The sequence below is a fragment of the Pandoraea sputorum genome (assembly GCF_000814845.2).
GTDB lineage: Bacteria > Pseudomonadota > Gammaproteobacteria > Burkholderiales > Burkholderiaceae > Pandoraea > Pandoraea sputorum.
Genome location: NZ_CP010431.2, coordinates 3,592,569 through 3,615,314 on the forward strand (window position 1 = coordinate 3,592,569; position 22,746 = coordinate 3,615,314).

The following is a 22,746-nucleotide window of genomic DNA, read 5'->3' on the forward strand; positions in this document are numbered from 1 at the left end:
GAATAGTCCCCGAAAGGTGCTCCCATCATTCATCTCCCGTTCTTAAGGTGAGTAAGGTGACGTGTAAGGTCGGTTGACCTTCGGGCTGGGAGACTAGACAGGATGACTGCGAGCAGATTTCGATTTCGTGGGAAATCTTCGCTTTGTGGCACCTATTGAGAGTGCGCCGGTACGCGACTACCGTCGTTATCGACGCATCATGCGTGATCAGCGTATGAAGCCGACCGTCAGAACCGCGCGAGCAACTGGCCGAGTAATGCGGCCCCTTCCTTGCCCTTGGCGGAATCGGCCCACAGACGGTCGATCATGGCGCGATACATGCCCACGCCGTCGGGCGAAGTAGTGATGGTAGCGATACCCGTGCGTAGATTCGGCAACTCGCCGAGACGGAACGGCGACACCGCGACGTACGCCTCGCCCTGTGCTTCGAAAATCTGAAACGTCTCGTTGGGCATGTTGTCGCTGACGATGCCAATCTGCACACCCGCCGTATCGGCTTCGAGGAATTCGACGATACGTGCCACTTCGCGACGGGCAGCCATCTTGCGCTCCAACTGCACGCCTGGCGGCAACCCCAGCCGCCCGACCAGCCCGTGATGCAGAAACTGCTCGATCTGACGTAGACCGATCAGGCTGGTCACCGCCAGTCGTTGACGCGAGAAGCTCGACTTACGCTCCTGCAAGATGCCCAATACGCGATCGATCGTGTTTTCCCAATGGCGGTCGGCGAGTGTCGGCGGAATGCTCTCATCGAGCATGTGACGCAACCAGACGTCGTAGTCGTCGGACGTCAGCAGAAACGAAATCGGATCGAAGTGCGCGACGATGCGCTCGGAACGGCTTTCCAGTTGACGCATGCGCTCGAAGTAGCTCACGGCCGAGTCGTGATACTCGACTTCCACCCCGAGCAGGTTCGCGAGCGATACGCCCAGCAATGCGGCGAGCCGCTCGAGCGTATCGATCTTGACGATCTCGCCGCGCTCCAGCTTGTAGATGGCGGCGCGCGAGATATCGAGTTGCTCGGCGACATCTTCACTACGTAATTCCGCTGCCAGCCGATAGGCGCGCAAGCGTTCGCCGATGGCGCGGAAATTGAAGCGCGCGCCTCGCGGCGCTCGGGATGTCGTTGCAGCTCGAGTCAAATCGCCCCCTGTTGGATACCTCGTAGAACCGCCCTCGTGCGAGACATTGCGGCACATTGCGAAACATCCAAATGCCGCAGATCGCGTCGTGCCCGTGTGGCAGTGCCGGGATTATACCGGTCGCCTCGCGCGCCTGACGGACTGTGCGTCGACTGTCCAAACGAAATCCTTCCCCGAGCAAGCGGCCCTTGCCGTGCCGCCTACGCCACACATCGGTCAGCCGAATATTTTTCCGATTGTCTAATTTTTTAGATTTACGCACGATTCGGGACACGGCACCCCCATGCCGTGAGAATGCCGTCACTCGCAGACGGCCTGACAGCTTTCGGGGGATGACCCAACGCGCGGGCGGTGATAGCCTGCGCGCCGTCCATAAATTTATACAAACAAAGAGGGAATGATGAAGACCTGGCAAAAGGTGTTTGGGACCACCCGGGCTGCGCGCAAGGCCAGCGCCGTCGCGTTGGGTTCGGTTGCATTGGGTGCTGCGGCACTCGCCAGCACGGCACATGCACAGTCGAGCGTGAGCTTTTACGGCCTGGCAGACGCCTACGTCGGCTCGGTGAAGAATCCCGGCGGCAACGCGGCCGCCGTGCAGCAAGGCGGCGGCATGACCACGTCGTACTGGGGCTTGTCGGGCACGGAAGACCTCGGCGGCGGCAATAGCGCGCTCTTCGTGCTGGAGAGCTACTTTCAGCCGAACAACGGCACCTACGGCCGTTTTGCAGGCGACAGCTTCTTCTCGCGCAATGCCTACGTCGGGTTGTCCAACACACGACTGGGCACCTTCCGTATCGGCCGCATCACCACGCCGATGTACCTGGCGACGATCCAGTTCAATCCGTTCAACAACTCGTACACCTTCTCGCCGATGATCTTCCACACCTACAAGGGTCTGGGGACCCAGGGCGTGGTGGGTGACTCGGCCTGGAACAATGCGGTGGCCTACACCACGCCGTCCTACGCAGGACTGGCGGGCACGTTGCTCTACGCCACCGGCAACAGCGCCACGGACCATAGCGCGAAGAAGTGGGCCGCTGCGCTCACGTACGCCAACGGCCCGTTCGCCGCCGCCGTGAACTACCAGTACGTGAACTTTAGCGCCACGCCGGGCGACTTCGGCGCGCAACTGCCGGGCGTAACCGGGTTAACGAATCAGAACACCGTGCAGGTCGGCCTCTCGTACGATCTGGCCGTGGTGAAGTTCTTCGCGCAGTACATGCTCGTCGCGAGTCAGGCCGCCAGCGGCAACTTCCATGCGAACACGGGGCAGCTCGGCGCGTCGGTGCCGCTCGGTCTGGGCAGCGTGCTGGCGTCCGTGGCCTACACCGGCTCGAACGGGTCCGGCGACAATCAGCGCCGCACCACGTGGGCACTCGGCTACGACTACCCGCTGTCCAAGCGGACCGACATCTACGTCGCGTACAAGTACGACCACATGAGCGATATGTCGACGGGCCAGACGTACGGCGCAGGCATGCGTGTGCGCTTCTGACGCGACGCAGCGAAACTGTCGGCACTGTCGAGCCCCCGCTCGTCAGTGCCGCCCCTCCTCCGCCCGGCGCGCAAACGACTCGCCCGCCGTCGCCGCACCCTCCTTCGCCTCAGGGTTAGCCCCGATTATTTTCGTCTTGCCTGCCTTTTGATGTTCGATTAGTCTAAATATTTAGACGGATGGAGAACACGATGGATCTGCAACTCGCATGCGCCTGGTTACAGCGCGACACGGTCGGTCTGTCCGACATCGAAGATTTCGCAGCACGGTGCCTGAATGCGTCGCGCGCTGCCACGCGCGAATCCGCCGCGTTACTGCTGCTGGCACAAGCCGCTCAGGCTTTCGTAGAAAGGCAGTCCGGTATTGCCACCAACGGCGAAACGTTCCACGCCTTTCTGACCCGCTGTAAAACGTACGCGACGATGTTGCGCGACGCTGCCGCCGCTTCCGACGCCAGCTTTCTCGCTTCGCTCAATCAGTTCGCGGCCCAGCTGACGACCGAGGTCTACGCGTGACGTCACGCGTTTTTTTCACCTGATCGTCTAAAAATATAGACAATTTGACGAATGCGACGGCGCAATCGATCGCCACGGCATTCGCCTCCCACGGGAACCGATCATGGAAGCCAACCTGAATTCATCGCGTAGACAACACGCGAGCACCACGCTCAACGCCGGTGACGACACCGTCACCCCTTATGCATGGAAAGCGTTGGCGGGCTCCGCCATCGGCTATGCGATGGACGGCTTCGACCTGCTGATTCTCGGCTTCATGCTGCCAGCGATCACGATCGGTCTGCACCTCACGGCGGGGCAAGCCGGTGCGCTCGTCACGTGGACGCTGATCGGCGCTGTGGCAGGTGGCATTCTGTTCGGCGCGTTATCGGATCGTTACGGCCGCGTGCGCATGCTGACGTGGACGATTCTGTTGTTCGCGGTCTTCACCGGCCTGTGCGCGCTGGCGCAGGGCTTCTGGGATCTGCTGGTGTATCGCACGATTGCAGGTATCGGCCTTGGCGGCGAGTTCGGCATTGGCATGGCGCTCGCGGCGGAGGCATGGCCCGCGTCCAAACGGGCGCGCGTTTCGTCTTACGTCGCACTTGGCTGGCAGACGGGCGTGCTTGCTGCCGCGTTGCTCACGCCGCTGTTGCTGATGTACATCGGCTGGCGCGGCATGTTCGTCGTGGGTGTTCTGCCTGCGCTTGTCGCCTGGGTGCTGCGCAACAAGCTGCATGAGCCGGAAGTGTTCGTGCGCCGCACGGACAAGACGCAAAAGCATGGCAGCTCGAATGCGTTTCGTCTGCTCGTGAAGGATGCCCGCACCACGCGCGTGAGCCTCGGCATTGTCATTCTGTGTTCGGTTCAGAACTTCGGCTACTACGGCATCATGATCTGGCTGCCGACGTTCCTCTCGCAGAAGCTCGGTTTCTCGCTGACGAAGTCCGGTCTTTGGACCGCCGCGACGGTCATCGGCATGATGTTCGGCGTGTGGGCCTTCGGGCAACTGGCCGACCGCATCGGACGCCGTCCCACGTTCCTGCTATATCAGGCCGGCGCCGTGGTCATGGTGATCGTCTATTCGCAGCTGACCGATCCGGGCGTGATGCTCTTCGCCGGTGCGTTCATGGGGATGTTCGTCAACGGGATGGTCGGCGGCTATGGCACGCTGATGTCCGAGGCGTATCCCACGGCAGCACGCGCGACTGCGCAGAACGTACTGTGGAACATCGGACGCGCCATCGGCGGCCTCGGCCCACTCGTGGTCGGCGCGCTCGCCGCACGTTACTCCTTCCAGATCGCCATCGCGCTGCTCGCGAGCCTGTATGTGCTCGACATGATCGCCACGCGCTTCCTGATTCCCGAACTCAAAGGCACCGAACTCGAATAACGCGTGCCTCGTACTCCATACGCACTCGATACGCACTCGGCAAGCCCTCGCCCCCACTATCCGGAGCCCCCATCCATGTCCGTCGTCTCTCTGACGCCCAACAACGTCGCCCGCCCATTGGCGCGGGTGCCTTCGCCAGCGCGCCATTCGCATGATGGGCACGAAGCGCAGCCGGACGCTGCCGCGTGCGCATCGTCCGCCGGGCACATCGTCGCCACACATCACTGCCGGGTGCTCACGCATCACGCCGTCAACGCACGCTATCGCTATCTGCGGTTGCAGGCGGATGCCCCCGTCGCGCTCACCACGCGCCCCGGGCAGTTCTATCAGTTGAAGTGCCCCGTGACCGAGAGCGAAGCGCCGTTCCTGCTGCGACCGATGAGCGTCTACGGCACCGGCCCCGAGCCGGATACCATCGAGTTTCTCTACAACGTGACGGGCGTCGGTACCCGCGCGCTCGCCACGTTGACCGAAGGCGCATCGCTCGACATCGTCGGCCCGCTTGGCAATACGTTCACGTTGAACACGCAATGGCAGCGCGTAATGGTCGTCGCCCGTGGCGTCGGTCTGGCGACGATGGCCCCGCTGGTGCAACGCGCCGCTGCGGCCGGTCTGCGACTCACGGTCGTGATGTCGGCGCGCAGCGAAGCCGATCTGATGCGCGACGAATTTCTGCGCTCGCCTGACGCTCGCGCGCTGGCTGACGTCCATTGCGTGTTCGACAGCGACGGCTCATCGGCAGTCGCGACGCTTGAGCCGCGCATCCGCGCACTGCTCGCCGCGACACCCCACGATGCGGTGTACACCTGCGGTTCCCATCGTCTGCTGATGCTGCTCCAGCGTGTTCTGGCCGCGCACCCGGAGATCACGGGCGAAGTCGCAATGGAGCAGCGCATGGCCTGCGGCATGGGCGTCTGCCTGTCGTGTGTGCGTCTGTTCGATTGCGACGGCGACAAGCAATTCCTGCGCGTGTGCCGTGAAGGCCCCGTGTTTGCCATTCGCGACGTCGTCGGGGAGGTGGATTTTGGCTGATCTTTCCGTTCGCATCGGTTCGCTCACGCTGCGCAATCCCGTAATGCCCGCGTCAGGCTGCTTCGCTGTCGAGTATGCCGAGGCGCTCGATCTGAATCGTCTTGGCGCGCTCGTCGTCAAGAGCGTGTCGCCCGACGCACGGGCAGGCAACCCGACGCCGCGCGTGGCCGAGACCGCCAGCGGCATGCTCAATTCCATCGGCATTCCGAGCAAGGGGCTCGACGCGTACCGTCGCGACGTGTTGCCCGCCTACACCCGGTTCAACACACCGGTCGTGGTCTCGGTGTCGGCCGACACCGCCGAGTCGTTCGGCGAAGCGTGCGAGACGCTGTCGTTGCCGGAAGTCGCGGCCATCGAAGCCAACATCTCGTGCCCGAATCTCGAAGCGGACGGCATGGCCTTCGCGATGCAGGCCGAGAGCACGTACAAAGCCGTAAGCGCGATCCGGCGCCGCACGTCGCACCCGTTGTGGGTGAAGCTCACACCGAACGCCGGTCAGATAGCGTTGATCGCGCGCGCCGCCGAAGATGCCGGTGCCGACGCCATCGTCATGGGCAACACGGTCCTCGGCATGGCCATCGACGTGCGCACGCGCAAGCCGAAGCTCGGCAACGTGATGGGCGGCCTCTCCGGCCCGGCGATCAAACCGCTCGCCGTGCGGCTCGTGCATCAATGCCACCGCGCCGTGCGCATCCCCATCATCGGCTGTGGTGGCATCGAGACGGCCGACGACGCCGTGGAATTCATGCTTGCCGGGGCGACTGCGGTTCAGGTCGGAACGGCCTCGTTCCGCGATCCGGCGGTCATGGGCCGCATCGTCGACGGCCTGTCCGCCTATTGCGACGCGAACGACATCGAGCGGATCGCAACGCTCACCGGCGCTGTCGCGCTCGACGCACAACTGTCCGACCGTTGGCTGCGCTTTGCACAGCAGTCCGGCTGATTTATCCCGTAACTCCTAGCCCCCTCGCATTGCATTACGCGAAAAGTAGCACACTCATGGAACTGAACGCGCTGGCCCCGCTGGCCGAGCAACTTTTCACCGACCTGCGTCGTCTCGGCAACGACGGCGTCGGCATCACCCGCGACAGTTACGGCGACGGTGAGAACGCCGCCGCAGCATATCTGACGGAATGGGCGGGCCATCAAGGCCTGACCGTCACACGCGACCGCGCCGCCAATCTCGTCTTCGCGTTGCCGGAGGACGACGGCCACACCCCGGCCACGTGGATCGGCTCGCATCTCGACTCTGTCCCGCAAGGTGGAAACTACGACGGTCTGGCCGGTATCGTCGCCGGGCTGCTGTGCCTCGTCGAACAAAAGCGCAGCCAGCGACACACTGCGACACCGGTGCGCGTGCTCGCGCTGCGTGGCGAGGAAAGTGCGTGGTTCGGCCGCGCCTACATGGGATCGAGCGCGCTGTTCGGCAAGCTGACCGACGCCGATCTCGCCATGCCGCATCGCAGCCACGGCCGCGCTTTGGGCGAGTGCATGGCGCAGGCGGGTGCGGACGTCGACGCCATTCGCGAAGGCGAGACGCTCTTCGACGCGTCACGCGCGAAAGCATGGCTTGAGCTTCACATCGAACAAGGTCCGGTGATGATTGCGCGCAGCATGCCCGTGGCGATCGTGCCGGGCATTCGCGGCAATGTGCGTCACAACCGCGTGACGTGCGTCGGCGAGGCCGGGCACTCGGGCGCGGTGCCGCGCTGGCTGCGCCACGACGCGATGTTCGCCGTGGCCGATCTCATCACGCGGCTCGACGAGCACTGGCGTGCGTTGCTGGAGCGCGGTATCGACATGGTGGTCACGACCGGCATCGTCGGCACCGATCCCGCCGAGCACGCGATCTCGCGCATCCCGGGCAAGGTCGATTTCAGTCTGGAAGTGCGCAGCCAGAGCCTCGATACGCTCGACGTTTTCTATGAGCTGATGCGCACCGAATGCCGCGCCATCGAACGCGACCGGGGCGTGACGTTCGTCTTCGACCGACGGTTGGCCTCGGCTCCGGCCGTCATGGACAAGCATGTGTCTTCGTTGCTCGAAGACGCCTGCCGGGCGCTCGGTCTGCCGCAGGAACGCGTACCGAGCGGGGCCGGACACGACGCCGCCATCTTCGCTAACGCAGGTATCCCGAGCGGCATGGTGTTCGTGCGCAACGCCAACGGCTCGCACAATCCCGCCGAGAGCATGGAACTCGACGACTTCATGCGCGGCGTGCAGGTGATGGAAGCGGCAACGCATCGGATCTGACGACGTGTCACATCCACGAAAAACGGGTCGCCTGGTGCGACCCGTTTTGTTTTGCGAGCAAGCGCTGCGAACGACTTACGGCGCCAGTGCGATGACCTCGGCCACGGCCGCCGTCAGCTTCTTCGCATACGGCACGTGCAGGAACTCGTTCGGCCCGTGCGCATTGGACTTCGGCCCGAGTACGCCACACACCATGAACTGCGCCGTCGGGAACCCGGCTTGCAGCGTGTTCATCAGCGGGATCGTGCCACCCTGCCCGATGTAGGCGACATCCTCACCGTAGTGGCGTTGCGACGCCGTGTTCAGCGCCGATGTGAGCCACGGCGCGACATCGGGCGCGTTCCAGCCGGAGGCCGCGCCTGCATCGGACTTGAACGTCACCTTCGCGTTGTACGGCGGATCGACTTCGAGCAATGCCTTGAGTTCTTGCACCGCCTGCGCGGCATCGATGAGCGGCGGCAGGCGCAGCGACAGCTTGAAGGCCGTTCGCGGACGCAGCACGTTACCGGCGTCGGCCAGCGCGGGCAGACCGGCCGCGCCGGTCACCGACAGCGACGGACGCCACGTCGAATTGAGCAGAGCTTCCTTCGGATCGGTTGTGGTCGGCAGCACGGACAGGCCGTCCTGACCGCAAGCCCACGGCATCTTCTTCCAGACGTCGTCGCCGAGAATGTGCGCGGTGGCCTCGGCTTCTTTCAGACGTTGCAGCGGAATCGGGCTGTGGAAACCCTTCGGCAGCACGTTGCCGCTGCCCGCATCTTCGAGCCGTTCGAACAACTGACGCATGATGCGGAAGCTCGACGGTGCAATTCCGCCGTAACCGCCCGAGTGGATGCCCTCGTCGAGCACCTGCACTTCGAGACTGCCGGAGATCAGGCCGCGAAGCGACGTCGTGAGCCACAGTTGGTCGTAATTGCCTGCGCCGGAATCCAGACAGACGACGAGACTCACGCGGCCGAGGCGGTCGCGCAGCGCGTCGACGTAGGGCAGCAAATCGTAGCTGCCCGACTCTTCGCAGGTCTCGATGAGTCCGACACAACGCGGACGCTCCACGCCCTGCGCGTCGAGCGCGGCGAGTGCCGTCACGCTGGAGTAGATGGCGTAGCCGTCGTCCGCACCGCCACGGCCATAGAGCTTGCCGTCTTCGAACTTCGGCGTCCACGGCCCGAGGTCCTTGCGCCAGCCGTCGAACTCGGGCTGCTTGTCGAGGTGACCGTACAGCACGATGGTCTCAGTGCTGCCCGAACGCGTGGCAGGCACTTCGAAAAAGATCACCGGCGTGCGGCCTTCGAGACGAATCACTTCGAGCTTGAGGCCCTTGACCGGCTGACGCTCCGCCCATTGCGCGGCGTCGCGCACCACGCGGTCGATGTAGCCGTTGCGCGCCCAGTCGGCGTCGAAGCCAGGGCTTTTGGCCGGCACAGCAATGTAGTCGGTGAGTGCGTGCAGGATTTCGTCGTTCCATTTACGTTCGACGAATTCACGCAGTGCGGCCGTGTCGAGCGACGGCTGAGTCGGGGTGACGATGTCGTTCATGCGGGAGTCCTTGGGGATGTCGTGTGTCAGTGACGTGCCGCGCCGCACCGCGCATTCCGCGCATTCCGCATGGCCCGGGCGGCCCGTCAGTGCAGCCAGATCCGGCGCCATGGATTCGAGACGACCGAAAATCAGTCGGGCGCGCGCTGGCCGTATGGCGTCATGATAGCCATTCCGCGCCGCTTCGGTAGCCGAAGTTCACGCCATTCAGTTGCCCGAGCCAGGCGGCCCGAACCGGAACACGATCTCGCCCGCCGCACCGCTCGCCTTCACGCATGTGACCGTTTGCTGGCCTCTGCCTGGAACGTCGACCGAATGCTCTGTATCGGCCGCGCTGCAACGCCAGTAATAGGTCAGCCGGCGCTCGCAGCGATTCGTGACTTCGTAGCGGTAGTCTGTGACGTTGGCGGGCAGCGCGCGAATCGCGCCACACGGCTGACCGCTGTTGTCGAGCGGCTCCGTAGGCATTGCCGGTGTTTGCGCGTGCAACGCGCCGCTCGCCGCGAGGGCGAGAAGCGTCAGCAAGCCTGAAATCCCCGAGTGCGGCTTTCCGTGGGTCGACATCAGATCCAGCGCCATGCAATGGCGATGGCGCCAATCGCGACACCAATGGAGATGACCACGCCGAACCATGCCAGCTGCGCACGCCGCGCGCGGCGACGGCTGGATTCCGACGTGTCGTAGAAACGACCCAATCCGCCCGAATACAGCTTTTCCCAGCGAATTTCCATGGCGCACCTCATAAATCGATCAAACCGGCCCGCACTGCTTGTTCTTTTCTTCTTTATCGAAAGTTTTGAGGCGCAAGACAATTCGGATAAATCCGGGCACATTCCATAGCATGAAATACCATGGAATCTTCCTAAAATTCCGACACCACGCCGTCGCTTCAAGATCGCACTATTCTTTAGGAATTGCAATAGCGTGAACTCGCAGAATACGACGCCAAAGCCACGAGAGACCACGTCATCGACGATGGCTATCCACGTCCAAAGCGATCCCAAGTGCGCTTTATCGTGACGCACAGAATAGATTTAACAGGGAATTGCGAAGACTTCGGAGAATTGTGCCGGAACGGCTTTTACGCAGACACTGCGCGCTTGTAACAAAACGTTTCAACGAAGAGACAAGCGGCCGTTCGAATCGGGCGATTGAACGTGCGCGTCAAACCGCAGCGGCGAGCGGTAAAGCGCCGCAGCAACGGTAGAGAAAACCGGAGGCCCTTCAGTCTCGATGGCTGAAGGCAACGTAGCGCGGCGATCCGCCGGAGGCGGCGCCGCGCACGAAAAGGAAGGGGAATGTGACTTTAGCGTCCCAGGAAGGCCGCCCCTACTGACAACAGCACGAATCCGCCGACACTACAGGCGATCGCGATTGCCAACAGGCGTTGAAAGAGTTGCTCGCGCTCACTAGCGCTGCGATGGGAACGGGGTGCATCGTGATGAATCGTTCCCCACCCACTCGAATACACTTTTTTCCAACGGATGTGCATAAGTTACCTCGCGTTGTTTAGTGCTCGTAGCCTTGCCGGTCATCGATTCTCGCTATCGGAATCGACGAGACGCAGGGCTAGTATGCGCTTTGTCTGCGAACGGTAAACCCCTCATCCGTGCTGCGTCGCCGCAAGTCAAACGGTTGATTCGTATGGTTTTCGAGGCGGGAGAGTGCGACACCGAATACCGTCACAATGACGTGATTCGAGATTTTTGGCGGGACGTGTCAATGCGACAGAATGTCGCAGGTGCGACAAGTTGTCGCGCAACCCGCATGAACCATGGAATTCACTGATTTTTGGACTGCGACACCCGCAGAGATGTCGCAGCTCAAAATCGGGCAATCGGTGTCGCAGCGACACACGGCCAGCTAGGGAATAAGTGTCGCGTGCCGTGTTTCGTGCGGCGCAACATCGATTCTTTAAATAAACGACAAATCTGGGGTAAATCCGGGGGCGCGATCTGCCCGGGGCGCGACTCCCCGCCATTTCCGTCAAGATTCAAACGGGTTTTTGACCTGTTTCGCGCTCGTCCCTGCGGATGATTCGGCGTGCGCAGGCAAGTCGGCGTCGGCGAGCTCGTTCACTACGGCATCCAGCACCGCTTTGAGCACCCGCGCGTGACGCAACCCTTCGGCGTCGCGGCGCAACTCCAGATTGCCGAAGATCACCACGTGATCCGTATGGTTTTCGACGTTCAGCTCGCCAAGCGAGAGTGCATCGGCATCGTTGGCGAACGGCGAGAAACGGTCATTAGCGGAAGACGATGACGTCATGAGGACTCCTGAATCGGGGGGAAATCAGTCGTAAAACCGGTTGGGGGGTCAGCGCACGGCAACATCCGGGAACATCCCAAATGCTGCCAGTGAGCTTAACGGATGATCGTACGCAAGAAGTCGAGCACCGTCTGCACTTCGCGGTACGTCGGCACGTCCTGCTCGCGTTTTCGCTTACTGCCACCGCCCGCCGCTTTAGGTTTAGGCAGCGACATCGCCGTGCCTTTGACGCTCGCGGGCATGCCGGGGAAGAAGTCGATGCCAGCAAGCTTTTCGAGTTCGGCCACGCTCACGACCGAATAGTCGCCCGTCGCCTCGTTCGCCACCAGATACGCGCCCGCCTGCTTGCGCTTCGGGTCGTAGACGACCTTGAAGAGCTGCGTGGGCACCATCACCCGGTCGCCCACCTGCGTGATCGTCTTGCCCTTGAATAGCGGCCCGGTGATCACGAACAATTCGCCCCGGTCCTGCGCGAGCTTACGCACGCTCGACTCGATACCCGCCCACAGATAACGATTGTTCTCGCTGTTTTGCGGCACCATGTTCGACAGCGAAAAACTCTCGGACTGTGCCTGCGGGTCCGGCATGTCGGCCGAAGGTGCCATGTGCCCCCGGTCGTAACCCGAGCGAACGTAATCTCGCAACTCGGCGCGCTCGCTCGCAGGCAATTGCGACTCGGCGTGGAAGTTGTTCACGCGCGAGATCTGGCGAGCGTCGCTCAGCCCGGCGCGCGTGAGATGTTCCGCGGACCAGAGCGGCGTGCGCGTCACACCCGAGTGCATCACGCCGAACGCACTGAAGCACACCTCGCGTGCGGCGCGCGTCATGGCGCTGTTGGTGATGTCGGGGGCCGTACCGGACCAGTAGTGATCGCCACAGGCGGATGCCGCAGCATTGGCCGCGTTCGGGAGCGCCACGCCCCCAACGACGGTCCCGACGGCGAGTACGGAAGAAAGGGAAAGAGCGCTTGCCAACTGCCCGGCCATCGCGCGCAAGCGGCTTGCGCGCACTGCGGTGACCGTCCATCGAGACTGCTTCATCGCACTGCTTTGGGGAAGACGTAAGGGGGTGCGATTGTAGCGGATGAACGGCTATTCGGGGACGACGTTCCCCGCGCCGTAAGCGGCGCATTGCAATGTCTGAGCGGGGCCGAGATTGTCACACTCGTCCGCCTGCGCGCTCGGCATCCAGGCCTGCTCAAGGAAGAGCAGGCAGAGCATCAACGCGAGCATGAGAAGCAGCGTCTTCATTGCGGCATCCGGGTTGGGTTGCCGCATTGTATGCGGGGATGTCCGCACAAAGCCCATCCCCGGCACACTGAATTGTTTCGTTTCGTTACCGAACCTGGCGGGACGTCAGCCCGATCAGGCGTCAGGCACCTCGCCACGTTGCGCGACGAGCGCCGCCAATGTCTCGCTGTCCGGCCCCAGTGCACGCAGACCGTTCACCACGCCGACGCGGTCGGGCATCGCGCGGTTCTGCGACATCTTGAACTTGCCTTCGATGCGACGAATCGGAATCTCCACACCCACAATGGCGCGCAGCATGCCGCTGATGAAGTCCTCCGGGGCATCCTCGACCGCCCACGGCGCGCGAAGGCGGTGCTCCTGCGAGTTCGTCAGGTCACCGACCAGACGCCGCAGCCAGGCCGCATCGTCGATCACGCGTGGCTTGCCCCACACGTGCACGGCGGCGTAGTTCCACGTAGGCACGACCTTGCCGTGCTCGGCCTTGGCGGCGTACCACGAGGGGGTGATGTAACCTTGCGGCCCAGTGAACGCGATCAGGCAATCGTCCACATCACGCAACGCCGGTCCATGGGGATTGGCGCGCGCCAGATGCCCGCGCAGCGTCCCGAACTCACCTTCGTCGGCGTACATCAAAAACGGAATCGAATCGGCGATCAGTCCCTGCGCCCCTGCACTCACGAGCAACCCGAGCGGATGCGTACGAATGAGATCGTGCAGGACTTCAGGGCGATCTTCGGAGAAGGCGGCGGGCTGATACATCGATGACTCCGGACATAGCGGTGGGGTTGGAATGACGCTAAGCGTACGTCCGCGCGTGGCTCCGGGCCAAGACCCAATATCGATGATTTTTTTGATGCCACGCTCAAGCGCAGAAAAGCGACCTGACGGAGGGCATTCGCCGCCCGTCAGGCATCCACTCCAACGCTACGTGGCGCGGTCAAAGGAACGACTTGGCCTGATCGAGCACCTTGTCGCAGACCTTGCGGGTGAGTTGTTCCTTGAGGCCACCGCCGTTCAGATCGACGGTCTTGCCGTCGGGCGACGACAGCAGCCCCTTCGCGCCGTCGAGATAGCCGGGGCTGGCGGCTGGCGAGCCGGACTGCGTGCCGATCTTGCCGAGCAGCTTGTCCTTCACGTCCGTCGCCGAATTCAGATTTGCGCCGCCGAGATAATTGTTCTTGATACAGAACTGGAGAACACCGGTCGCGTTGCCGATGCTGCTTGACGTGAGCGAGCCGCCCCCGCCCGACGCCAGGCCACCGAGGCTGCCCGCCAGACCGCCCGTATTGCCGCCGCCCGAGTTCCCGCCGCCAACGGCGTCCATCAGGTTGCCGATTTGCGCATATGCGGCCATCGGCATGCCGACGGCTATCACCAGTGCGACGCTCGCGGCGCCCGCACCGGCCCATCGTTTCAGGCCCGCAGTCGTTACGGGGCTTGCCTTGCATTCCATGCGTCGGGACATACGATCCTCCGGGATGTGAATGACGTGGGGTCAGGTCGAGCCACTATAACAGGCCATCTCCCACGGCCTTTCACACGTCCCGTGCGCCTCAGAACAGCGCCGCAGTCGTATCGACTGTTTCCGGCACGACGACACTGGCTTCGACACCGGCATTTTCCTTGAGCAGGAAGACGAGATGATGTCCGGAGAGCAGCTCGATGCGACGGTCGCGCGCGAACTCCTCCACGCCGTCGTCGAACTCGCCGGTGGTGATCAGCATGCCGCGCGCGGCACCAATCTGTTGCATCTCGGAGAGCATCGCGCGCGCCGCCGTCAGTTCCAGCCGGGCGCTGCGATCCATCTCGCGGAAGATGTGGACGACGACGTCACCGCCGAAAATCGGATGCGGGTCCCATGCGCGGCACGTCAGCATGCCCTCCTGTTCGCCGGGCACCAGCGGCGGCCCTTCGAAACCGTGCGAGCGCAGCAGATGGAACATCACTTGCGTGAAGTCCTTGTCACTGAGCGTCATCAGATTGAAGCGGCGATCGACGGCCACATCGGCATCGGTGATGACTTGCGTCATATCGACACCTGCCACCGGCGTTACCGCTTGCAGCGCGCCGGGTCGTGCCGATACGCGTGCACCGAGCGCCGCCAGATGCGTGGCGGCGTCGCCTTCGGTCAGCACGAGCGCCGCGAAATCGGCGCGGGCTGCATGCACACTCGCGAGACAGACGCGTGCGTCGCCATCATTCGCGTACAGGTTGAGGACAACGGCCCCCACGTGTCGTAGCGGATCTGCGGCGAACAACTCATGCAGCGAACGCAACATGATCTGTTGCAGCGCACCTGCATAGGCCTGTGCGCGGATGGCGTCACCTGCGGGCGTACCTTGCACGGCGTCTTCCGCTGCGTTGTAGTGATAGTCGAGCGCCGTCGGCACGGCGGCGTCGAGCGTTGGCACGTCGTACCCGATAGCCAGCAGCTTGAGGTTCTCGACGTAATGTGCGGCGAGCGTTTGCGCGAACGCTTCCGGATACGGACTGCGGCTGAGCACGATGCGCGCGTACCCCGTCACGGCAGCCGCCTCGCCGCGCAGCAGTGCGCCTTCGAAATCGGCCACGGCCGCGTTGTGACGGGCGCTCTCGGCGCGCGCCGCTTCCGTCGCCTTTTGCTGCGCAATCTGAAGGATCATCGACCCCTGGGTCCGGCGAATCTTCGAGGCTTCGTATTCGCGCTCCGCGTGGACGAACTCGCTGCGCGCCTTGGCGACGGCCTGCTCATAGCGTCCGGACGCGCCAGGCATCGCCAGCGCCAGTCGCCCCGGCTTCTCCGGCGCGAACGTCTCCCACTCGGGCTTCGCCAGAATCTTCGGCAAATGTCGCGTATCAAGCACGGGAGGCGTATTGCGCGCGCGCAGATCGGCCGGAGGAATGCGCAGGTCGCGGGTGAGTCCATCGGCAAGCAGACGCGCCAGTCGCGCCACTTCGAACTTCGCGCGTGCGCCCTGAGCGGCGGCTTCCGCCTGCCGCCATGCCAGGCGCAAGCGCTCGCTCGCAACCGGGTCGGCGGCCGGTGCGTCTTCCCAGGCGCGTTGCGCCTGATCCAGCGCTCGGACTTCCGCCAGCGAGCGTAACTGCGATTGTGCGTGCTGCTGTTCGCGCGTGTGTGCTGCGCGCCAGAACTCGCGCGCCAGCCGATCGATGATGCTCTCGAATCCCCGATTCACTACTGCCCCCGCATGCAATTTTGATTTTGTTTTGACGAGCGAATTGACTGCCATACCTCGGCCATACCTCGGCCATGCCCGGACCATGGCCGAGCTGCGCCGCAACGGTCTGCCCTTCTCTCGGTATCGTCGTGCGGTCAAGCCGTCCACCGCCGACAAATTCCAACCATTTCCAACGCTTACGTAGGGGACGATTGTAGGACGTTGCCCCGGTTCGCCGCAAAAAAATCTTTGATTCTCAAGAGATCGGAGCATGTCACGGTTGCAACGCCAGCACACTGACCGTCATCAAACCGCCATCGCCGCCGGGCAAGCTCCGGGATCAGGCCCCGCCATCGCGGTCTCCCCGGTCAGACGGCCGACGCGTCCGTTGCCAACACCAGCGCCAACGGCCTTCAATGACTTACGTCGGCAGGTCCGCGTGCCGAACGGCGCTCAACGCCGCATGAATACCCCGCTTTTGGGACGAGCCCACCCCCGGGGCACCAATGGCGACTACCATGACGCGATCTCGCCGAACGTCGCCCAGTGTTGCCGGTTCCCGACGTCCGGCAGTTGCCCCCTCTTCTCCGAAATCGCGTCATGACCGAACTCGCTCCGAACGCCGCCCCCGGCACCCCGCCCGCCGCTGCCACTTCGACGCCCTGTCTGCGCACTGCATGGTTCAGCGCGCTGGCCTGCCTGCTGCTCGCCCTCGTCGCAATTCCCTGGATCGACCGCCCAGTTGTCGACTTCGCGCATGCGCACACCCAAGGCACTCGCTGGATTCAGCACATCGCAGAGTTGCCTTCGCCGTTGTTCGTGTTGGCTTGGCCGACGTTTCTAATCGTCGGCGCGGTGTTGTTCTGGCGTCGCAAGCTGCCGTCGTGGGCCGTCACGTTGTGGCTCGCGGCAGGCGCAGTCGGCGTTGGCAGTCTGGCCAAGCAAGCATTGAAATTCGTCTTCGGACGCACCTGGCCTGCCACGTGGATCCATGAGAACCCATCGTATTTGCGCGACGGCGTTTTCGAATTCCGGTTCTTTGGCGGCAACAGCGCGGCCTTCGCATCGTTTCCCTCCGGTCACCTCACCGTGATTCTCGCGTTCACGACCGTACTCGCCCTGCGTCATCGCGTGCTTCGCGCGCCATGCGCCATCGCCATCGGACTGACGGCCTTCGGGCAACTCGCCGCCGCCTATCACTGGACGAGCGACGCGCTCGCCGGGGCCGCCCTTGGCATCGCCGTCGGTTCGCTCTTCGTCATGGCCTGGCAGCACTGGCAGGCAGACCATCGCGCCTGAACCAGACGTACGACAGCGCGCCGAGCGGCGCCTCCCGAATGCCACGATCCCGTGCATCTGCGCACGGGATCGCCGCATAATGTCGGCGGAAAACTAAAAATATGACCGCCGATCCACTGCTTCCCCTCCTCCCGCTCATCGCCGGTGCCTGTATCGGCGGCTTCGTTCAAGGCTTGTCCGGCTTTGCGTTCAGTCTGGTGGCACTGTCCTTCTGGGCGTGGTCGCTCCCTCCCACGCTGGCCGGCCCGCTCGCCGCCTTCTGCTCGCTCGTCGGCCAGATCCTCGCGTTGCGCACAGTACGTCGGGCCGTGCCGCTGGCGCGTCTTGCACCGTTCGTGTTGTGCGGACTGGTGGGTGTTCCGGTTGGCGTGTGGATTCTGCGCTACCTCGACCCGGTGTGGTTTCGGGCGGGCATCGGCGCCATCCTCGTCGTCTATTGTTCGATCCTGTTGCTCGCGGCGCACCTGCCACGCATTGCGCACGGCGGCCGCGCGGCTGACGGCGTCGTCGGTTTCATCGGCGGGGTGATGGGTGGCATCGGGGGGCTCGTCGGCGTAGTGCCCACGCTCTGGTGCACGCTGCGCGGATGGGACAAAGACATGCAGCGCGCCGTCATGCAGATCTTTTTCATCGTGATGCACACACTCACCATCACGCTGTACGCCGTGCAGGGCGTCATCACCGCGCAGACATTGCATGTGTTCGCGATTGCCGTGCCGTCGATGATCCTGCCGACGCTCGCGGGCGCGTGGGCTTACAAGTTCCTTTCCGATCACATGTTCCGACGCATGGTGCTGGCGCTGCTGGCCTGCTCCGGCGTGACGTTGCTCGTCGGCACGGTGCCCGAGCTACTGGCGCGCTAGGGCCGCCTCAGGATCGCCCCAGGATCGCGTCAAGACGGACGTCGCGCAGACAATCTCCGTCATTGCCCGTGAGGGTACGCGCGTTCGGAAACACGTTCGATGCAAACGAGCATCAGGCCCCGGCGTTACGATGGGACGATTCCCGTCGCCTGCCGGGCTCGCCCCCGCGTCCTTGCCATGTCTGCCGTAGCCTCGTTTCTCGATCGTGCCGCCGCAGGCAATGCGCTGGCCGAAGTGCTCGCCACGCACGCGTTGCTGTCGCGCTGCGCACCTCCCCTTGTGCTCGCCATCCCGCGTGGCGGGGTGCCGGTCGCTCTGCCGATCGCACGCCAATTGAATGGCACGCTCGACGTGTTGCTCGCGCACAAGCTGCGAGCGCCCCATCAGGCCGAACTCGCAGTCGGCGCAGTCGACGAATTCGGCGGCATCTTTCTCGCCGACCACGCGCTCTCGCTCGGCGCAACCGGCACGTATCTCTCGCATGAGAGTGCGCGTCAGCGCGCGTTGATTCAGCAGCGGCGTCAGGCCTATACGCCGGGACGCGGCGCACCGCACGTCGCGGGTCGCCCCGTCGTCATCGTTGACGACGGCATTGCGACGGGCGCCACGATGACGGCTGCGTTGCGCGCGATGCGACGACTGGGCGCGACGCCGCTCGTGGCGTGCGCACCGGTCGGCGCACGCGACGCCATCGCGCGTCTGAGCGCGCTGGCCGACGCCGTCGTCTGTCTGGAAACGCCGCAGCCGTTCTATGCGGTCAGCGTGGCGTACAGCGATTTCGTGCAGACGGACGACGCGACCGTCATAGCCTTGCTCGCGATGGCGGCGGATCGTCCTTGATTCGCCGTCCACCTCTGCCCACAAATCACCGTCGCCCCTTCTCCTCGACGACACCCGCACGTCCGGCATTGCCCGCCGTAGCGGCGCACCCCGCGATTGCACTACACTTGAGCCTGCTGCGCGCAACGTAGCGGTCGGCTCACCTTGAATCGCCACGACGTCAGGGATCACGACCGGTACATCCCGAATCACGAGCGCGCGGCATGCGCCGCCTCTTGCCCCTCAGTGTCGATGGAGCCTGTGATGACGACGTCCCTGATTCTCAACGTGATCGGTCCGGATCGCCCGGGTCTGGTCAATGCGATCGCCGATCGCGCCACCGCCGCCGGTGCCAACTGGCTGGAAAGCCGTCTCGCCAATCTTGCCGGCCAGTTCGCCGGCATCATCCATCTTCAGGTCCCCGACGAGCACACGGAAACGCTCACCAAAGCGCTACACGCGCTTCAGACGCACGGCCTGCAAATCTCCGTCACCCGCGCGCAAAGTGCCGCCGCCGATCCGGGCGCGCGCGTGCTTCAGCTCGATCTAGTCGGACAGGACCATCCGGGCATCGTCAAGGAAATCTCGCACGTGTTATTCACGCGCGGCATCTCCATCGACGAACTCGCCACAGAGTGTGTCGAGGGCTCGATGTCCGGCGGCACACTGTTTCGTGCGACAGCGCGCCTGCACGTGCCTGCGAGCGTAAGCACCGATGCATTGCGTGAGGTTCTGGAAAGTCTGGCCGACGACCTGATGGTCGATGTCGAACTCGATTCGCCTCCCGGTGCGTGAGCGCGTGCCGATGAAGCGAGTCTTCCTGTTCCTGCTCGGGGCGGTGGCCATCGTCGCCCTGCTGTCTTTGTTGCCCCTGCCGTTCGAGCGCCAGACGCATGTCGTCACTGTGGTCACGCTGCGTGCCCCGCCGCAAGCCGTCTACGACTACGTGACGACGCCGGCGAACTGGCCGAAATGGCACCCCGCATCGCTCGCCGTGCAAGGCATGACCGATCATCCGCTGACGGTCGGGGAGGAAGTGGCCGAAGAGTTCCGGCTCGCGGGACGTCACGGCATCCTTCACTGGAAGGTCGTGGAGGCGAAGCCGCCGTTCGAGTGGCGCATCGAAGGAGAGGTCAACCGACGGCCCTCGGGTGCAGTGCGTTACACGCTGACGCCGGACGGCACGGGTACGCGCTTCAAGCGCGACTTTATGTATCGCACCCCGAATCTGCTGTTTCTGATTCTCGATCCTGTCTTTATCGGCCCGCGCATGCGTGCCGAGTCCGCGCAGGGGGCCAAGCAGCTTGAGCAGATGTTCGAGGCGCTCGCACCGGGCATACCGTCACCGGCATCTGTGCCGGACGCCGCTAGCAGCGCGGGGCAGTAGGCAGCGCCCTGCCCCTGCGCGCTCTCCGGACGCGGCCGATTACTCGTTGAAGGTCGCCGCCATCGTCTCGGCGGCATTCTGCAACTCGGGCAGGAACGTCATGAGCTTTTCGAGCGTGCAGTGCTGGGCGCTCGCTTGCACGGCGATGGCCGCACACGCGCGGTTGCGGTCGAGCATCACCGGCACCGCGACGGCAATCATGCCCGGCACGTGCTCTTCGTTGTTCGTGCCGACACGACGCTTGCGCGTCTCGACGAGTTCGTGGCGCAAATCTTCCAGATCGGTGATCGTGTTTTCTGCACGGGGACGCAACGGCAGGTGCGCAATCAGCTTCTCGCGCCGCGCTCTGGGCAAGAAAGCCAGCAACAGCTTGCCGCTGGCGGTGCAGTGCAGCGGCACGCGCGAGCCGGGCGAGAGCTTGAGTTGACGCGACCAGTCGGTCTCCACACGATCGAGATAGACAAGGTCGTCGCCCGACAGCATCGACAGATTGCAGGTCTCACCGAGCTTGTCGACCAGTTGCTGAAGCACGGCATGACGCGCCGCCGCCGGCCCCAGGTGCATCAGGGCATTGATGGCCATGGCACGCACACGCGACGACGGCTCGTAGTGACGGCTACCCGCTTCACGGGTCACGAGCCACGCGGCTTCGAGTTGTTTGAGGATGCGATGCACCGTCTGCTTGGGCAGACCGATCGCGGCAACGATCTCCGCGAGTGTCATCGGCGCGCCTGAGGCGCTGAGGATTTCGAGAATACGAAATGCGCGGACGGCCGCGGCGTTCGACTGATTGCTCATGCCGGTTGGGTCTCGGGTTCGAGTTGTGTTCTAGATCGTTATCGCTCGCGGCGGCTCCCTCCAGTCCCACATTGACACGCAACGCCCCAGCCCGCTCCCAAGCCTCCACGCCACCGTGTCGTCGCGCCGCGACGTCCCGTTTTCCGCATTCTAGTGCCAATCATCTATTCAGACGATTGGAGATAAACCCGGAGAGATGTCTGATATTTCATACCAGCGGCCGTGGACCGGAGGATGCCCCCCCCGGGACGGCCTGCGACCGGCGTCACAAACCGTCCGCGCGAGAGCGCTGCGACATCGGACGTCCGAACCCGGACGCCCCGGCCCTCAGACAGTTACGCCTTGCCCGACAACACGCGCAGACGGTGGATCAGGCTGGACGTGTCCCAGCGCGAACCGCCCAGAGCCTGAACGTCACCATAGAACTGGTCGACGAGCGCCGTGACCGGCAGCGAAACGCCGTTGCGCTGCGCTTCGGCCAGACACAGCCCGAGGTCCTTGCGCATCCAGTCCACCGCGAAGCCGTAATCGAACTTACCGTCGATCATCGTCTGACCGCGATTGTCCATCTGCCAACTGGCCGCTGCCCCCTTATTGATGACGTCGAGCACGAGCGGCATGTCCAGCCCGGCGCGCTGACCAAAGTTGATGGCTTCCGACAACCCCTGCACCAGTCCTGCGATACAGATCTGGTTGACCATTTTGGCCAACTGACCGGCCCCGGCTTCGCCGATGCGCGTGACGGCACGGCCATAGGCGCCGAGCGTGGCGGACACGCGATCGAACGCCGGGGCGTCGCCGCCGCACATGATCGTCAGCACACCGTTCTTGGCGCCGGCTTCGCCGCCGGAGACCGGGGCGTCGACGAAATGCAGGCCCTTCTCGCGCGCGACGGCGTACAGCTCGCGCGCCACATCGGCCGAGGCCGTGGTGTGGTCGACGAAGACGGCGTCCGCCTTCATGCCCGCGAATGCGCCGTGCTCACCGAGCACGACGTTGCGCAGGTCGTCGTCGTTGCCCACGCAGGCGGCGACGATGTCGGCATCGCGCACGGCCTCGGCAGGCGTGGCCGCCGCATTGCCGCCATACTCCTTGGCCCATTGCTGCGCCTTGGCCGCCGTACGGTTATAGACCGTCACCGAGTGACCGGCACGTTGCAGATGGCCAGCCATCGGGTATCCCATCACGCCCAGTCCGAGGAAGGCGACGCGAAGGGAGGTCGTGGTGGAGGCGGCGGGAGATTGCGTTGTGGGGGAAGTCAATTCAAGGGCCTCGCAGGTTGGTTCACGATGAGCGACCGGAGGGCACGCAGTGCAAGCGTGCGCACACGGCGGTCTTGTCTGAAATACAGGGGGGCTTGCGAGCCGTCATTATAGAGACGGCCGCCGCCCACACGCCAGCGCCATCCCCCGTCGCACGGGGCATCGCGACGATTTCGCCCCAGTTTGGTGCCCAGCCGGACCGTCCGGACGGCATTCAATAATCGCTCGTAACAATCAGGGGGTCCGGCCTGTTTGAAAAATTGTGTTTCCGTGACTGGCGTTACCGCTCCGTTCCGA

Annotated in this window: 23 protein-coding genes; 11 read left to right on the forward strand and 12 right to left on the reverse strand. The window is 63.8% G+C overall.

The window, feature by feature from the left end:
• Positions 1-227: 227 nt before the first annotated feature.
• Positions 228-1,142 (reverse strand): helix-turn-helix domain-containing protein, encoded by a 915-nt coding sequence (locus NA29_RS15835; protein WP_039399476.1) that lies wholly within the window; start codon positions 1,140-1,142, stop codon positions 228-230.
• A 397-nt stretch (positions 1,143-1,539) separates the two neighbouring features.
• Here NA29_RS15835 and NA29_RS15840 point away from each other — a divergent pair, with 397 nt between their 5' ends.
• The 6 genes from NA29_RS15840 to NA29_RS15865 all read left to right on the forward strand — a co-directional run bounded on the left by NA29_RS15840 (position 1,540) and on the right by NA29_RS15865 (position 7,809).
• A complete protein-coding gene (locus NA29_RS15840) occupies positions 1,540-2,637 on the forward strand; it encodes a porin (RefSeq protein WP_084103806.1) in 1,098 nt (365 codons plus the stop codon).
• A 191-nt stretch (positions 2,638-2,828) separates the two neighbouring features.
• Positions 2,829-3,152, forward strand: a complete 324-nt coding sequence (locus tag NA29_RS15845) for a hypothetical protein (protein ID WP_039403727.1) — start codon at positions 2,829-2,831, stop codon at positions 3,150-3,152.
• A 103-nt stretch (positions 3,153-3,255) separates the two neighbouring features.
• Positions 3,256-4,524, forward strand: a complete 1,269-nt coding sequence (locus tag NA29_RS15850; RefSeq protein ID WP_039399478.1) for an MFS transporter — start codon at positions 3,256-3,258, stop codon at positions 4,522-4,524.
• Positions 4,525-4,599: 75 nt separating this feature from the next.
• Positions 4,600-5,556, forward strand: coding sequence for a dihydroorotate dehydrogenase electron transfer subunit (locus NA29_RS15855; protein ID WP_039399480.1), 957 nt, complete (start codon positions 4,600-4,602; stop codon positions 5,554-5,556).
• A complete protein-coding gene (locus NA29_RS15860; protein ID WP_039399483.1) occupies positions 5,549-6,499 on the forward strand; it encodes a dihydroorotate dehydrogenase in 951 nt (316 codons plus the stop codon). Before NA29_RS15855 ends, NA29_RS15860 begins: the two co-directional genes overlap by 8 nt.
• Positions 6,500-6,555: 56 nt before the next feature.
• The gene (locus NA29_RS15865) at positions 6,556-7,809 is read left to right on the forward strand and encodes a hydantoinase/carbamoylase family amidase (protein WP_084103808.1); all 1,254 of its coding nucleotides are present in this window, start codon (positions 6,556-6,558) and stop codon (positions 7,807-7,809) included.
• A gap of 75 nt (positions 7,810-7,884) precedes the next feature.
• On the opposite strand, the gene NA29_RS15870 is transcribed toward NA29_RS15865, so the two are convergent.
• The 9 genes from NA29_RS15870 to NA29_RS15905 form a co-directional block, all read right to left on the reverse strand.
• Positions 7,885-9,345 carry a M20 family metallopeptidase gene (locus NA29_RS15870; RefSeq protein WP_039403732.1) on the reverse strand — a complete coding sequence of 487 codons (1,461 nt, stop codon included), beginning with the start codon at positions 9,343-9,345 and terminating at the stop codon, positions 7,885-7,887.
• A gap of 207 nt (positions 9,346-9,552) precedes the next feature.
• The gene (locus NA29_RS15875; RefSeq protein ID WP_150777404.1) at positions 9,553-9,870 is read right to left on the reverse strand and encodes a hypothetical protein; all 318 of its coding nucleotides are present in this window, start codon (positions 9,868-9,870) and stop codon (positions 9,553-9,555) included.
• A 38-nt stretch (positions 9,871-9,908) separates the two neighbouring features.
• Positions 9,909-10,076, reverse strand: coding sequence for a hypothetical protein (locus NA29_RS25805; protein WP_157112269.1), 168 nt, complete (start codon positions 10,074-10,076; stop codon positions 9,909-9,911).
• A gap of 1,255 nt (positions 10,077-11,331) precedes the next feature.
• Positions 11,332-11,613, reverse strand: a complete 282-nt coding sequence (locus NA29_RS15880) for a hypothetical protein (protein WP_039399487.1) — start codon at positions 11,611-11,613, stop codon at positions 11,332-11,334.
• Positions 11,614-11,708: 95 nt separating this feature from the next.
• On the reverse strand, positions 11,709-12,653 hold the full coding sequence (locus NA29_RS15885; RefSeq protein ID WP_224786838.1) for a DNA/RNA non-specific endonuclease: 945 nt from the start codon (positions 12,651-12,653) through the stop codon (positions 11,709-11,711).
• 51 nt (positions 12,654-12,704) lie between these two features.
• Positions 12,705-12,863, reverse strand: coding sequence for a hypothetical protein (locus NA29_RS15890; protein WP_157127412.1), 159 nt, complete (start codon positions 12,861-12,863; stop codon positions 12,705-12,707).
• A 114-nt stretch (positions 12,864-12,977) separates the two neighbouring features.
• Positions 12,978-13,622: an FMN-binding negative transcriptional regulator gene (locus tag NA29_RS15895; protein WP_039399491.1), complete on the reverse strand. Its 645-nt coding sequence runs from the start codon at positions 13,620-13,622 to the stop codon at positions 12,978-12,980.
• A 178-nt stretch (positions 13,623-13,800) separates the two neighbouring features.
• On the reverse strand, positions 13,801-14,328 hold the full coding sequence (locus NA29_RS15900) for a DUF2501 domain-containing protein (protein WP_371328938.1): 528 nt from the start codon (positions 14,326-14,328) through the stop codon (positions 13,801-13,803).
• Between the two features lie 88 nt (positions 14,329-14,416).
• Positions 14,417-16,039, reverse strand: coding sequence for a restriction endonuclease (locus NA29_RS15905; RefSeq protein WP_039399493.1), 1,623 nt, complete (start codon positions 16,037-16,039; stop codon positions 14,417-14,419).
• A gap of 582 nt (positions 16,040-16,621) precedes the next feature.
• Here NA29_RS15905 and NA29_RS15910 point away from each other — a divergent pair.
• The 5 genes from NA29_RS15910 to NA29_RS15930 all read left to right on the forward strand — a co-directional run bounded on the left by NA29_RS15910 (position 16,622) and on the right by NA29_RS15930 (position 20,389).
• Positions 16,622-17,320 carry a phosphatase PAP2 family protein gene (locus NA29_RS15910; protein WP_052252983.1) on the forward strand — a complete coding sequence of 233 codons (699 nt, stop codon included), beginning with the start codon at positions 16,622-16,624 and terminating at the stop codon, positions 17,318-17,320.
• A gap of 101 nt (positions 17,321-17,421) precedes the next feature.
• On the forward strand, positions 17,422-18,183 hold the full coding sequence (locus NA29_RS15915) for a sulfite exporter TauE/SafE family protein (RefSeq protein WP_039399495.1): 762 nt from the start codon (positions 17,422-17,424) through the stop codon (positions 18,181-18,183).
• A 177-nt stretch (positions 18,184-18,360) separates the two neighbouring features.
• Positions 18,361-19,023, forward strand: a complete 663-nt coding sequence (locus NA29_RS15920) for a phosphoribosyltransferase (protein ID WP_039399497.1) — start codon at positions 18,361-18,363, stop codon at positions 19,021-19,023.
• A gap of 243 nt (positions 19,024-19,266) precedes the next feature.
• Positions 19,267-19,797: a glycine cleavage system transcriptional repressor gene (locus tag NA29_RS15925; protein ID WP_039403738.1), complete on the forward strand. Its 531-nt coding sequence runs from the start codon at positions 19,267-19,269 to the stop codon at positions 19,795-19,797.
• Positions 19,766-20,389, forward strand: coding sequence for an SRPBCC family protein (locus NA29_RS15930; protein WP_052252984.1), 624 nt, complete (start codon positions 19,766-19,768; stop codon positions 20,387-20,389). Before NA29_RS15925 ends, NA29_RS15930 begins: the two co-directional genes overlap by 32 nt.
• Before the next feature lie 39 nt (positions 20,390-20,428).
• Here the strand turns inward: NA29_RS15930 and NA29_RS15935 are convergent, their stop codons facing one another.
• Positions 20,429-21,187, reverse strand: a complete 759-nt coding sequence (locus tag NA29_RS15935) for an IclR family transcriptional regulator (protein WP_039399499.1) — start codon at positions 21,185-21,187, stop codon at positions 20,429-20,431.
• 335 nt (positions 21,188-21,522) lie between these two features.
• A complete protein-coding gene (locus tag NA29_RS15940) occupies positions 21,523-22,371 on the reverse strand; it encodes an NAD(P)-dependent oxidoreductase (protein WP_231965185.1) in 849 nt (282 codons plus the stop codon).
• Positions 22,372-22,746: the final 375 nt, after the last annotated feature.

Excerpts from the sequence above, each read along its gene's own strand:
- NA29_RS15840 (WP_084103806.1), top strand. The coding sequence starts at position 1,540 with ATGATGAAGACCTGGCAAAAGGTGTTTGGGACCACCCGGGCTGCGCGC.
- NA29_RS15845 (WP_039403727.1), top strand. The coding sequence starts at position 2,829 with ATGGATCTGCAACTCGCATGCGCCTGGTTACAGCGCGACACGGTCGGT.
- NA29_RS15850 (WP_039399478.1), top strand. The coding sequence starts at position 3,256 with ATGGAAGCCAACCTGAATTCATCGCGTAGACAACACGCGAGCACCACG.
- NA29_RS15855 (WP_039399480.1), top strand. The coding sequence starts at position 4,600 with ATGTCCGTCGTCTCTCTGACGCCCAACAACGTCGCCCGCCCATTGGCG.
- NA29_RS15865 (WP_084103808.1), top strand. The coding sequence starts at position 6,556 with ATGGAACTGAACGCGCTGGCCCCGCTGGCCGAGCAACTTTTCACCGAC.
- NA29_RS15870 (WP_039403732.1), bottom strand. The coding sequence starts at position 9,345 with ATGAACGACATCGTCACCCCGACTCAGCCGTCGCTCGACACGGCCGCA.
- NA29_RS25805 (WP_157112269.1), bottom strand. The coding sequence starts at position 10,076 with ATGGAAATTCGCTGGGAAAAGCTGTATTCGGGCGGATTGGGTCGTTTC.
- NA29_RS15880 (WP_039399487.1), bottom strand. The coding sequence starts at position 11,613 with ATGACGTCATCGTCTTCCGCTAATGACCGTTTCTCGCCGTTCGCCAAC.
- NA29_RS15885 (WP_224786838.1), bottom strand. The coding sequence starts at position 12,653 with ATGAAGCAGTCTCGATGGACGGTCACCGCAGTGCGCGCAAGCCGCTTG.
- NA29_RS15890 (WP_157127412.1), bottom strand. The coding sequence starts at position 12,863 with ATGAAGACGCTGCTTCTCATGCTCGCGTTGATGCTCTGCCTGCTCTTC.
- NA29_RS15895 (WP_039399491.1), bottom strand. The coding sequence starts at position 13,622 with ATGTATCAGCCCGCCGCCTTCTCCGAAGATCGCCCTGAAGTCCTGCAC.
- NA29_RS15900 (WP_371328938.1), bottom strand. The coding sequence starts at position 14,328 with ATGTCCCGACGCATGGAATGCAAGGCAAGCCCCGTAACGACTGCGGGC.
- NA29_RS15910 (WP_052252983.1), top strand. The coding sequence starts at position 16,622 with ATGACCGAACTCGCTCCGAACGCCGCCCCCGGCACCCCGCCCGCCGCT.
- NA29_RS15915 (WP_039399495.1), top strand. The coding sequence starts at position 17,422 with ATGACCGCCGATCCACTGCTTCCCCTCCTCCCGCTCATCGCCGGTGCC.
- NA29_RS15920 (WP_039399497.1), top strand. The coding sequence starts at position 18,361 with ATGTCTGCCGTAGCCTCGTTTCTCGATCGTGCCGCCGCAGGCAATGCG.
- NA29_RS15925 (WP_039403738.1), top strand. The coding sequence starts at position 19,267 with ATGACGACGTCCCTGATTCTCAACGTGATCGGTCCGGATCGCCCGGGT.
- NA29_RS15930 (WP_052252984.1), top strand. The coding sequence starts at position 19,766 with ATGTCGAACTCGATTCGCCTCCCGGTGCGTGAGCGCGTGCCGATGAAG.
- NA29_RS15935 (WP_039399499.1), bottom strand. The coding sequence starts at position 21,187 with ATGAGCAATCAGTCGAACGCCGCGGCCGTCCGCGCATTTCGTATTCTC.
- NA29_RS15940 (WP_231965185.1), bottom strand. The coding sequence starts at position 22,371 with ATGGGATACCCGATGGCTGGCCATCTGCAACGTGCCGGTCACTCGGTG.